At 44.2% G+C, this 11,679-nt stretch carries 17 protein-coding genes; 9 read left to right on the top strand and 8 right to left on the bottom strand.

From position 1 onward, the window contains the following. Window positions 1–2: 2 nt before the first annotated feature. From LQE94_RS05340 to LQE94_RS05300, 9 genes are all read left to right on the top strand, one after another. Window positions 3–269 (top strand): helix-turn-helix domain-containing protein, encoded by a 267-nt coding sequence (locus tag LQE94_RS05340; RefSeq protein WP_005333471.1) that lies wholly within the window; start codon window positions 3–5, stop codon window positions 267–269. After that, window positions 266–2,383 carry a vWA domain-containing protein gene (locus LQE94_RS05335; protein ID WP_005333469.1) on the top strand — a complete coding sequence of 706 codons (2,118 nt, stop codon included), beginning with the start codon at window positions 266–268 and terminating at the stop codon, window positions 2,381–2,383. The genes LQE94_RS05340 and LQE94_RS05335 overlap by 4 nt, the downstream gene beginning before the upstream one ends. 16 nt (window positions 2,384–2,399) lie before the next feature. Further along, on the top strand, window positions 2,400–3,086 hold the full coding sequence (locus LQE94_RS05330) for a hypothetical protein (RefSeq protein ID WP_005333468.1): 687 nt from the start codon (window positions 2,400–2,402) through the stop codon (window positions 3,084–3,086). A gap of 62 nt (window positions 3,087–3,148) precedes the next feature. After that, a complete protein-coding gene (locus tag LQE94_RS05325; protein WP_005333466.1) occupies window positions 3,149–3,667 on the top strand; it encodes an AbrB/MazE/SpoVT family DNA-binding domain-containing protein in 519 nt (172 codons plus the stop codon). 19 nt (window positions 3,668–3,686) lie between these two features. Beyond that, on the top strand, window positions 3,687–3,935 hold the full coding sequence (locus LQE94_RS05320; protein ID WP_005333464.1) for a hypothetical protein: 249 nt from the start codon (window positions 3,687–3,689) through the stop codon (window positions 3,933–3,935). A gap of 5 nt (window positions 3,936–3,940) precedes the next feature. Then, entirely contained in the window at window positions 3,941–4,519 is a 579-nt protein-coding gene (locus LQE94_RS05315) for a hypothetical protein (RefSeq protein WP_005333462.1), read from the top strand. Continuing rightward, window positions 4,500–4,877 (top strand): hypothetical protein, encoded by a 378-nt coding sequence (locus tag LQE94_RS05310; RefSeq protein ID WP_005333460.1) that lies wholly within the window; start codon window positions 4,500–4,502, stop codon window positions 4,875–4,877. Before LQE94_RS05315 ends, LQE94_RS05310 begins: the two co-directional genes overlap by 20 nt. Then, window positions 4,877–5,485 carry a hypothetical protein gene (locus tag LQE94_RS05305; protein WP_005333458.1) on the top strand — a complete coding sequence of 203 codons (609 nt, stop codon included), beginning with the start codon at window positions 4,877–4,879 and terminating at the stop codon, window positions 5,483–5,485. Before LQE94_RS05310 ends, LQE94_RS05305 begins: the two co-directional genes overlap by 1 nt. A 55-nt stretch (window positions 5,486–5,540) precedes the next feature. Continuing rightward, a complete protein-coding gene (locus LQE94_RS05300; RefSeq protein WP_005333456.1) occupies window positions 5,541–5,825 on the top strand; it encodes a hypothetical protein in 285 nt (94 codons plus the stop codon). Between the two features lie 32 nt (window positions 5,826–5,857). Here the strand turns inward: LQE94_RS05300 and LQE94_RS05295 are convergent, their stop codons facing one another. From LQE94_RS05295 to LQE94_RS05260, 8 genes are all read right to left on the bottom strand, one after another. Further along, window positions 5,858–6,259: a winged helix-turn-helix domain-containing protein gene (locus LQE94_RS05295; RefSeq protein WP_005333454.1), complete on the bottom strand. Its 402-nt coding sequence runs from the start codon at window positions 6,257–6,259 to the stop codon at window positions 5,858–5,860. Window positions 6,260–6,321: 62 nt separating this feature from the next. After that, window positions 6,322–7,194 (bottom strand): ABC transporter ATP-binding protein, encoded by an 873-nt coding sequence (locus LQE94_RS05290; RefSeq protein ID WP_005333452.1) that lies wholly within the window; start codon window positions 7,192–7,194, stop codon window positions 6,322–6,324. 4 nt (window positions 7,195–7,198) lie between these two features. Then, entirely contained in the window at window positions 7,199–7,855 is a 657-nt protein-coding gene (locus tag LQE94_RS05285) for a hypothetical protein (RefSeq protein WP_022415113.1), read from the bottom strand. Next, on the bottom strand, window positions 7,852–8,916 hold the full coding sequence (locus tag LQE94_RS05280) for an ABC transporter permease (RefSeq protein ID WP_005333443.1): 1,065 nt from the start codon (window positions 8,914–8,916) through the stop codon (window positions 7,852–7,854). Before LQE94_RS05280 ends, LQE94_RS05285 begins: the two co-directional genes overlap by 4 nt. 70 nt (window positions 8,917–8,986) lie before the next feature. Then, window positions 8,987–10,189 (bottom strand): HAMP domain-containing sensor histidine kinase, encoded by a 1,203-nt coding sequence (locus tag LQE94_RS05275; RefSeq protein ID WP_055155762.1) that lies wholly within the window; start codon window positions 10,187–10,189, stop codon window positions 8,987–8,989. Next, complete coding sequence (locus LQE94_RS05270; protein WP_023921570.1) at window positions 10,177–10,851, bottom strand: response regulator transcription factor; 675 nt, start codon at window positions 10,849–10,851, stop codon at window positions 10,177–10,179. The genes LQE94_RS05275 and LQE94_RS05270 overlap by 13 nt, the downstream gene beginning before the upstream one ends. Before the next feature lie 94 nt (window positions 10,852–10,945). Continuing rightward, complete coding sequence (locus LQE94_RS05265; protein WP_005333437.1) at window positions 10,946–11,194, bottom strand: winged helix-turn-helix domain-containing protein; 249 nt, start codon at window positions 11,192–11,194, stop codon at window positions 10,946–10,948. Between the two features lie 73 nt (window positions 11,195–11,267). Next, window positions 11,268–11,522, bottom strand: a complete 255-nt coding sequence (locus LQE94_RS05260) for a hypothetical protein (RefSeq protein WP_005333435.1) — start codon at window positions 11,520–11,522, stop codon at window positions 11,268–11,270. Window positions 11,523–11,679 lie beyond the last annotated feature (157 nt).

Below are 11,679 nucleotides of genomic sequence, written 5' to 3'. Positions count from 1 at the left end.
CTATGAGAAAAGCAGCACTCACAGAAGCCCAGATCCGAAAGCATCTGGCAGATAATCTGTCTTATCTCCGGCAAGCCAAAACACCGAAGTTATCACAAAAGGCAGTTGCCAGAATCTTAAATCTTCCCCCGAAAACCATTATGAATTATGAAAATGCAAACTCCTCCCCGATGGCTTATGCCGTCCTTCGCCTTGCTGTGTATTACGGCTGCACGATGGAGGAACTGCTGACAAAAAATCTAAGAAAAGAAAGGAAGAATATCACGTGAATCACAGCCAAAGAAATTTAAAGAAACTAATCCGGGCAAAAGAGGATTCCATTGCGGATGAGGAGTTATTCCTCTCCGCTGCCTATCAGAAGTACCAGACCTCCCTTGCCAGAGCCGTTACCGGACGTTACCGGTATGGACTGCAGGTACTGCTGGACTGGGACATTTCCGAACAGGCAGGCGTTGCATATACCGACAATTATAAGGTACATCTCAACGCAGCGAACCCGATCACCCAGTCTTTCCCCACCCGTTTCTTACGTTCCCAGAGCCTGACAGGGCTCACCGGGCATGAAGTGGGGCACTTACTCTATTCTGATTTCACAGCCCACGCTGTTCATCTGAGGAGTCTGGAAAACGGTTCCTTCTATCCGAAGGAGCCGGAGCTATCCCTTCCAGCTTATCAGACAGCACTGGAGGAGATCAAAGAAGTGTTAGAAGAAAAGGACAAAGCCGGATGCCTGACACTGGCACGATGCGCCGCAACTTTTCAAAACATTCTGGAAGACATCCATATTGAAGACCGTATGTGTGAGGAATTCCACGGCACCTTCCGACAGGGGATTGAACTCAATAACCTGCGTATGTCCGAACAGATTCCTTCCATACAGGAACAAATTGACAAAGAATACCAGCCATTTTCCATCATTGCCAACCTGATCCTTTCCTATTGCCGGACCGGAAACATCAACAATCCCACCGGCTATCAGGGGGATTATCTGGATACCATTTCCGATTGTACCGATCTTCTGGATACGGCAATGGAATCGGAAAAAGGCACTGACCGGATGCTGGTTTCCAATGCGCTCTTAGCCCTGACCTGGAACTATATCCAGCCGCTCATCGAAAAAACACGGGAGGAATTGGAAATGCATGGCGAGGATTCCGCTGCCGATGCTCTGGAAGATCTTCTAGGGGATGAAGTCAGCAGCGGCGCTCCTCTTCCGACCGGAAAAAGCGGTGCCATTCCAAAGAATATCAAACCAGCTTCCCCAAAAGGAAGCGGGAATGATGAGGGCAATGCTCCTTCCGGTCCACGTACCAAAGAGGATGCTATAGAGGAAGCCAAACAGGTGCTTTCGGAAGAAGGCGGGCGCATCGCTCTTACAAAGACCAATACCATTCTGGATGAAAACAACCCCGGCGTCACTTATGTCAGTCAGTATCAGGGCAGCGGCTATGAGCATGCTGCAGAGGATCTGTTCCGGATCTTGAACGATGTGGCTGCAGAAAAGGTGCAGGAAGACTGTCAGACGGAACTGACCGAGGAACTGCAGAAAACAGCCAATGATATTCATTACGGCAATGCCCATGCAGGCATCCATGTTACCATCCATCGCCTGACCAGTGTTTCCGATTACCTGAAGAATGAATACCAGACAGTTGCTCCCCCGCTCCTGCGGGCTTCCAAAAAGCTGCAAAGCACCATCCTGCCGCTTTTGAAAGAAGAACAGCAAGGCGGAAAGCAGAAGAATCTCCTGTTTGGAAAACGTCTGGACTCCCATGCTCTCTATAAGACAGACGGAACCATCTTTACCAGAACCAGACTTCCAGGAGAGGAAAAACGTCTGGCTGTTGCCCTCCTGATTGACGAGAGTGGTTCGATGGGTTGGGGTGACCGGATGACACATGCAAGAAAGACTGCCATTGTCCTTTATGATTTCTGTAAAAGCCTCGGTATCCCTATCACCATTTACGGGCATTCCACGGATGCAGGCGGCGTTGCTCTTTACTCCTATGCAGAATTTGATTCTGTGGACAATGAGGACTGTTACCGGCTGATGGATATGTGCGACCGCAACGGGAACCGGGACGGCGCAGCTCTCCGCTTCGTAGCAGAGCATTTGTGCACACGCCCGGAGCTTCAGAAGCTGCTGATCCTGATTTCTGACGGTCAGCCAGCCGATTACGGCTACAGCGGAACGGAAGCAGAGGCAGATCTGCGGGGCATCAAGAAAGAATACGAAAAACGGGATGTCATCCTGTTTGCGGCTGCCATTGGTGACGATAAGGAAAATATCCGCAGGATTTACAAGGACGGATTCCTGGATATCACGAAACTGGAAGAGCTTCCAAAGAATATGGCACAGCTTGTCAAACAGCATCTCAAATAAAGGAAGGTGAATACTCATGAATGAAACTTATCAAAACCGGATTACCGACCAGATCTGCAAGATCCAGAATGACCGGGCACTCATTGCCTTTTATGACCGGCTCCGCTACGCACCACTCGGCAACTATGCACAGCTACATGCCAAAGGGGAATATCAGGAAAACGGGCATAAAGTACATTCTTTAATCTGCATCACCATTCAGGATTATTCCAACGGTACCGGAGACCGGAATATCATCACCCGTTTCAACCTGGCACCGGAACAGATCCAGTTCCTCTTAACCCGGATCACTTCCGGTTTTCAGGAATTTGAATGGAGCCAGAGCAAGATCTACGGCAATCCCGATCAGAACGGTTATTCCACAGCCCAGATGTTTTATATCTCCAGACATCCCTATGATTCCAAAGGGCAGCCTATGAAAAGCCCATGGAAAATCCAGATTGTAAATGGGAAAGGCATCAAAGCACAGAATAAGAACGGTGGTTCCTACATGCAGCCACGCAGCTTCCAGTCCGAAAAGACGACAGCCATCCAGCTTACCGACATGGATCTGTTCACGCTTCTGAAGCGGACGGATTCCTATATTTCCAACTGGGAAACGGTGATTGCTGCATCACTGATCAATAACGGAAAACGGATGCTGGCAGACCAGCAGAACAGTCAAATGCAACAGACAGCACAGGCTCCGCCTTACGCTGCCTAAATTTTCAGAAGAGAAGCGGTACTTTACTGCTTCTCCTCTTTTTAAGAAAGGAGACTTTAGTTATGAATATTGCACTCATCCGGACCATGGACTCTCAGGGGCGTATCGTCATCCCTGCAGAAATCCGGAAACAAATGAAGCTCTCAGACGGAGATGCACTGGAACTGGAAAATGTGGGAATGGAGCTGCTTTTACGCAAATGCCCTACCCACTTAAACGGAAAAGAGGAAATGGCTTCCTATCTTTCCGTCCTCTACAGTGTCATCCACTGTGGTATCGCAATTTGCAGTGAGGCTCACATACTCGTATCTGCGGGCATCTATCTTCCGGAAGGCACTCCCGTTACAGAAGAACTCGCCGAATTGGTTGCGGACGGCCAGGAACTGATCTCTGCTGAGAACTGCCCTGTCTACCCGGTATCCAACACCCGTCAACCGGTTTGTGCTTTTTTCCCGATTTTAAGGGAAGACAGAGAGCCGCTGGCACTTCTTCTCTGTTCCAGAACCGGACAGCATTTATCCGAGATGGAATTGGGATGCGCTAAACTGGTCGCTGCCGTAATTGCAAACAAAATTAAGTAAGGAAAGGAGCGTGAAATCAATGAAGAATACAAATATAACCTTACACACCACCCAAAAGAAAGAATATGTCCTCACCGGAATCCTGTCCCTGCCCCTCCATCTGGGAGAACGGGCGTGGATCTATAGTTATAACCAGACCTTTGCTACCAGTCCGGTGCAGAGTATTCTGGAAGTATCCGAAAACGGTGTGGTATTTGAGACCTGCAACAGTATTTACCGTCTCAGCTACACCCGTGTTCCGATGGAGCTGGAGGCGATGTGTGCTTGACAAGAATGGAAGAACTGGAGAGCTGCCTTTCGGGGCTCCTCTCCACCTTAAAGAAGAACCGGGAACATGTGCCTCTGGAAGTGCTGAAGACACAGTATAAGCAGCCGTATGAAGAACTGGTCAGAAACATCAACCTGACCGCTTCTGCCTATGCAAAATCTGTGCTGCTCCACCGGCTGGTCCTGAATCCGGATGCAGATGTGGAGGAACAATGTACCGTCATCAACCAGATGATACAAACTTCCGGGATGCTGAAGAAAATCAGCTCCTGCATGTCCAAAACCTATGATGTAGGACAGATATATCCTCTGATACTGGAACTACGCCATATGGTCGAACAGGCACTCTGGCCCTATGTGAATCAGGCAACTTGTCTGGTCGCAGATCTGGATGATATAGAAAAAGAACCGACAATTTACAATTTTTTGACACATGAAGTTTATGAAAATGATACCTGGATTCACCGAGAAATCGACCTGCGCTGGAAACTACTGGTACATCTTACTCCCGAACAAAGAGAATCCGTACCACCAGCCAATCATAGTATGAATGGAGGAATTTACCATGAAAGAACAACCATCTAATCCTTGCGAGAAAGTCTCATTTATTTTGACCTATGACCAGCTTGAAGCTGCTTATAACATCTACCGGGAACAATTTATTTCCTGCGACTTCATCCGCCGCTCCATGGAACGTCTGGAGGAAAGAATCGGACTCTGCAACCTTCCATATGAAACGCTGCGTGATGATCCAAGCCTTCTTCATGAAGCATACCTGCAGTTTCTCCGACTGGAAGACTGCAATGTGGCTTATAACGACACGCTGGAGCAGGTAATTGATGCAATCGAACAATGGCTTGCCTCTGGCACCTTATCCCCTGTAAACCTTACGGTTTCCAACCAGAATATGGGTGAAACTTTTGGAACGGAGGTGGATGTGTAATGGCAAATATCTGCTGTGATGATGTGATCTTTTATACAGAAGGAAATCCGGAAGGACTATATGACTTGTGGGAGGACCTGGAAACCTACATCATTCTGAACCAGAATCCTGATTTATGCTGGATTGGCAATTTATTTTCCCACAAGAAAATAGATTCCACCGGAATATCTCTTCGTGGAAATGTCAGCTACATGGAATGGAATGATACGTATATTCTACTTTCTTTAGAGACAGCATGGACTCCACTTTATGAAGCATATCAGGCGATAGCCGCTGCATATCATGTTCCCTTTGTGATGCAAAGCATAGAACCTGGAGAACGAATTTATTATAACACGGATGAAGCACACCTATTTTTCCCTGACCGATATTGTGTCCGCTTATATGAAGAAAGCCTATTGACTCCATGTGGCTTAATAATCGGAGAAAAGCTGGAAGACGGTGAACCATTTGAAACGGAAACAGACGTATTAGAACGATTCAGAGATTGCGGATATCCAGCAGCTACACTAAAAGAGTTGGAGCTCATGTTCGATGCGGATGAACTTATTATTTTTGAATTTACAAATCCATATTTGGATCTGGAGCAGAAAAATGCTTGTGCATGAAACTTCTCCCCTCCACACCAAAGACGATTATCATCAGATTTAAAGGAGGAACACCATGACTGATTTGGAACTGGATGTCTGGGATGCATGGCTCAGGGAACGTCAGGAACATCTGGAAGAAACCCTGTCCAATATCTCACCATCGGAAGAACCCTGCAGATATTACCTGCTAACCGGATATATTCAGGGAATGCTAGAAGCTCTTACCATGCTTACGACTGTTGAGGATGGGAAACGCTTCAAGATCAAACTGGAGCAATTTCGCCAGAATCTGCTCCTCTCTGGAGATTACGATGCTACCGGTAACTATAAACAGGCAGTGAAGAAAACTGCTGTTTAAATACTTCGAGCCGCCCAATCGGACGGCTCTTTTTATGCCCGAAAACGGTAGCCTACACCACGTATCGTTTCTATGTAGTGCGGTTCTTCCGGATTTTCTTCTATTTTCTTTCTCAGATTCTTGACTAACCCATAGACACGGTTATCCACTTCTGACTCCACATCCTCATAAATATGCTGGTAAATCTGTTCTTTTGTAAATACCCGATTGGGGGATAAGGCCAGATAAAAAAGCAGGTCATATTCATGTCTGGTAAGTTCCACAACCTTACCATCTTTGATTACGCTCCGCTGAAGCTGGTCTATTTCCAAACCTTGGAATGTCAACTTTTCAGAATTTGTAATCTCCATAACTTCTAACGTACTTTCGCAGGCTAGAACTGATTTAATTTTATTCAGGATTCCCTCTTCGGAATCAGAAATGGTAAGAATCATCACTTTCCCATAACATCACCTGCTTTTCTTAGCATTTAGCTTTCACTCCTCATTAACAATGTTTATCGATTGGTTACATAGATATATGCATCTTCCAAAGTTACGTCACAAGCTATACATCCACTTTCTGACGGCATATTCTCCCCTAACAGTCTTAATCTAATTCCTTCCTCCGTATACTGCTTACTGGAAATATGATATTTTCTTTCTAATTCTCTTGCAAGGCTTTCGTCCTCTGTACAGCATTCCCATACATGCCCTCTTGCCTTATTCAATAATTCCCTCATTGTTCCTGTATAAAGGAATCTACCTTTTTTCATAACCGCAAGCTGATTACAGGTTGCCATCAGATCCTCCACCACATGCGTTGAAAATAATACGGTGCGTTCTTCTGCAAAATCTACCAGTAAATTACGGATACGGATGCGTTCCTCCGGATCGAGCCCTGTTGTTGGTTCATCCACAATTAAAAAATCCGGCTCATGGAGTAATGCCTGCACTAATCCAACTCTTCGCTTCATTCCACCTGAAAGCTGCCGCATTTTCTTTTTCTGATGGTCTGCAAGACTGGTCTTCTCCAGATAGTAATCAATCCTTTTCTTGCTTTCTCTTTTCTCAATTCCAGCCAGATCTCCCATATACTCCAGACATTCTCGAACAGTCAAAGACGGATACAGATCAATTTCCTGTGGCAGATACCCAATCTTTTTCTGTATCTTTTCGTAATTTGCTTCGCAATATAGCGTACCATCTAACAGAACTTTTCCACTTGTGGGTGCAAGCACCGTTGTAAGCACCCGCATCAACGTTGTTTTTCCTGCACCATTTTCACCTAACAGACCAAATATCCCATGTGGGATTTCCAGATCCACATGATCTACCGCTGTCACTCCATTTTTAAATGTTACTGTTAAATCGTCTATTCTTATACTCATAATCTTACCCTCTCTTCTTTAATATCTTAGGAACAAATGCAAGCATCATCCCCGCAAATACCACGCACAGCACCTTCCCGCCAAGCCATCTCCACTCTGTCAGCTTACCGAAATCACAAGTTCCGTAGGAAAATGGTCCCCAGTTTTTCAAAAACTGAGTTGCCTTTCCGGAAATAGAGAAAAACCAGAAAAGCAGCACGACACCCATACCAATCCATCTGTTTCGAACCAGATTGCTGACAGTTACGGAAAGCACACTCCAAAACAAAACAGTTCCGGGAATCGCAATACAATAAATTCCAAACAAGGCACCGCCATCTAATTCTTCTGTCAGATTCACCGGTTTCTGCCAATAAAAGAGTCCATATGCCAACAAACTGATTCCAATCAGATAAGCTACCTGCACAAATAGTCTTTTATAAACTACCCCTGCCTGCTTTTTTAGATTATAAAGGCAGAATACTTCCGAGCGTTTGCTCTGCACTTCCACCAGATAAGTATCTGCACAGAAAACGACTGCCAGAAGCGAAACAGCTCTTTCTACTGCCTGCCCGATTTCATTCGCATATACAACAGGCTGGATTGCACTCAATATCACAACAAAAGCGATTGAATATGCAATTTTATAATATGGCATACATATTTTTACTTCTTTCTTCAATATACTCTCCTCCTTTTCCACATCCACACCGCTATAAACATGAGCAGTATGGATGCTGCCACAAGAAGCAGTTGATTGAGATATACCTGATGTGGCAATTCCGTTTCAAAAAAATTCCCCGGAAATCGAACCATAATAGAGAATGGTCTTGCATGACACTGTCCTTTGCTATCCCATGTCAGCATATTAGAATAAATGATATAAAGAACCAGCGCCGGAACCGCTGGAAGCGGATTCTTAAACAGCAGCGCTGTAACCGCATACACACAGCAGATCATCAGGATGTTCGGCAGGACATACAGGATCGAATTCTGAACAAAATCCAGTATGTTCATAGCAAATCCTGATTTTACTGCCGTGGCGTAACACAAAATGATAAATACGATATTCATAATGACCAGTGCCGCCGTCATAATGAGAAATCCACTGCTTATTTTCCCGGCAATATATTGAAAAGCCGTCATCGGTTTGGTGTGCAGCAATTCATAAGTATTTTTCCTCATATCCTGGAAAAATAAAAACGCCAGCAGAACCGTTGCAAAGAATGCCATATGCAGGCTTGCAAAATCTGTAAATTTTCTTCCGAAATAATAGGAGAATGGATGTTTCTCAAGATTTTCTCTGATATACCGGTTGACTTCCTCCGGGCTTCCCTGATACCATGAAACGTCCTCATACACATAATTGGCACCATTAAAGTGGTATTCCGTTTTCAGATACTGACACGCCTCCGTAATCTTCATCTGTTTCATCTCAGATATCACTGCCTCCGCCTCTACTTCCGACATGCCAAACCCATTCTCTGTGTCCTGAAGTATCTTTACAATCTCTTTCTCCCACAGTTCTCTCTCCTTATCCGGTGTTGCCGGAATACATCCCTCCATAACATCCCCATCGGAGGCCATTTTTACCTTCCTGAAGGTTTCATCCGACTTCACGTAATGAATGGACAGATAGGGTGCAAGTGTCTGGTACATACTGATTAAAACAACAATCAAACCGATCCAGAATATCGGATTTTTAAGATAATTTTTCAGATTCCTTTTTATGATTGCTTTCATAAGTCATCCCGCCTTTCTTTTTTCTACAAACAGCATAGCCTACAAATCACAACAAAAAAACAACAGCCATTTATTTCTGCTGTTGTTCTTCTAATACATAATTTTTAAACACTGCCTCAACTTCCGCACCGCCATCTGCTACATTTTTTATCAGCAGTTTCCCACCATGCCGTTCGCAGTAGATACGGCTGATATACATACCCATTCCAAAATGCTTTAAGTCATCCTGTGGATTCTCATGATAAAACGCCTGTGTCACCCTGTCGATATTTTCCTGAAATCCAATTCCGTCATCCCTGATACTCATTTTCAGATATTGGGGTGTCACTGTCAGCTTCAGCCTAACTTCCTGATTGGCATAGCGGAATGCGTTAGCCAACAGATTATCCGCTACTTCCATGATGATTTCCTCATCCGCAGTCAGTATTTCAGATTCTCTCACTGTCGTCACTGTAAAATTCTTTTCTGATTTTTCCACCACGACTTCTGCCAGAGCTTCTATCTGGTTTATCAACTGCCGGATATCTACCACGGAACAGTTTAATTCCCGTTCTTCCAATTTCGTCATCTTCCTCATACTATCAATAAAATGGTTCATCCGTTCAATCTGAAGCATACCGCCCCTTAACATCTCCATCATTTTCTCTTGATCAAGCATATCTTCCGGAACAAATTCCAAAAGCATTTCCTGATATCCCCGCATGATTGCAAGCGGCGAGCGGATATCATGGGCAATCGCTGCACGCAGTACCCGCTCATCTTCGATCATCTGCCAAAGTCTACGGTTATTTTCTTCCAACTGCCCACGCATCCTTTCAAATTCCCTGCACAGCATCCCCATCTCGTCCTCGTTCTCATAAGCCATATGAAAATCCAGATCTTCCTCCGCAATCATCTGTGATGCCATCTTCAGTTCCTGAATCGGTCTCTTTAATTTATTTTTGTAAAACAGGCTGACCGCAATTCCACATCCGGCAAAAGAAAAAAGCAATACTCCGTACGTCTGAAGGAAATCACAGGTTTCTGAAATATGCCAGTCCATTCTGCTCATTTTACTCTGATTCGGTCTCGGTACCACTACCTCAAAATTTTCATTGCGGTCATTCATTGCCTGATAATACTCGTCCTGATCCACGTACTTCCACCAGACCTCCTCCTGTATCTGCCCGGCAATCTCAATAATTGACACAGAAAGAAAAAAAGTGACAATCAAGCTGAGTATCGTATATAAAACCATTGTCTTTTTCAAGGATAAATTTCTTATCTTTTCCATCGATACCCCATCCCCCATACTGTCTCAATGTATTCTGTCTGCGTATATTCCGCCAGTTTCTTTCTCACTCTCCGGATCAGTTCCGTAACAACACGGCTGTCACCTTCCGCATCATAACCACACACCTTTTCGTATATCCGCTCCCTGTCAAAAACCTGTCCTGGATTCATGGACAAAAACTCAATGATTGCATATTCCAGCTTCGTAAGCTCCAAATCATTTTCACCGATCTGAACCCTCTTTGCTCCATAATCAATACTGAGGTCTCCGTGGAATCTGTATTCAGACTTCCCTTTATGACGCTCCTCACGCTTCAAATGTGCAATAATACGAGCATCCAGTTCTTTCAGACTAAACGGCTTCAGTATATAGTCATCCCCACCGGATAAAAGCCCGTTTACCCTGTCCTGCTCCTCCACTTTTGCCGTCAGGAAGATAATGGGACAAGTTACTTTGCCCCGGATACGTCTGCATACTTCTAATCCGTCTATTTTAGGCATATTGATGTCCAGCAAGATAATATCCGGTTTCTTATGGATTTTTTCCAAAGCATCTGTGCCATCTTCTGCCATCATTACATCATATCGTTTGATTTCAAAATAGTTCTTTAACATCTTTAATAATTCGATGTCATCATCCACGATCAAAATTCTATATGCCACTTTTATCACCTCGTTTTATCAGTATACAACGAAAAAAACAATAAATAAACAACAAGAGAAACACTTCGAGCCGCCCATTGCCGGACGGCTCCTTTTATGCCCGAAAGCGATAACCAACACCACGTATCGTTTCTATGTAGTGCGGTGTTTCCGGATTTTCTTCTATTTTCTTTCTCAAGTTCTTAATCAGACCGTAAATTCGGTTATTCACTTCTGACTCCGCTTCCTCATAGATATGCTGATAGATCTGTTCTTTCGTGAATACCCGATTAGGAGATAAAGCAACCACAGCGATTTGCTTCAAAAGTCTCTTTCGCCTGGTATACCGTTTATAACTTCTCATGTTTATCACCTTCAATCTGCTTTCAAATTTAATAATCTATATTTTATGACAATTCAGCATATAGAAAAGTTAGTTATTCGTGAAAATTATTTTTAAATTTAGAACTTGCATAACCACTACGATGTAAAAACAGTTTAGAGGCATTTATGACAGAGATTGATTTTATCTGGTTTTCGACTTTCTCCACGAAAGTGGCAAAAAATACCTGGCTACGAATTCCTTCGCTTAGGGCAAATCTGAAATCCTGAACGCTTTTATTCCTGTAGCCGACAAATTTGTCATCAACATAAGGCAAAAGCTTCATTGAGGAATCTATTTCATTTGACATATACTACATCTAGTGTTATACTGTTCTTATATCAATTATTTGTGTCAATCCGGAAAGGATTTATCACACGCAGTTTAGGTTTGAAACGTAGTCAGGAGTTTTCCTATGCCCAACAAGCAGCAGGGACTTCTGGCTTTTTTTATTTTGCAGGAAACTG

The organism is Mediterraneibacter sp. NSJ-151, from assembly GCF_022487435.1.
GTDB lineage: Bacteria > Bacillota > Clostridia > Lachnospirales > Lachnospiraceae > Schaedlerella > Schaedlerella hominis.
The sequence above is the reverse complement of the archived record's forward strand: the minus strand, read 5'-3'. Positions and strand labels throughout refer to the sequence as shown.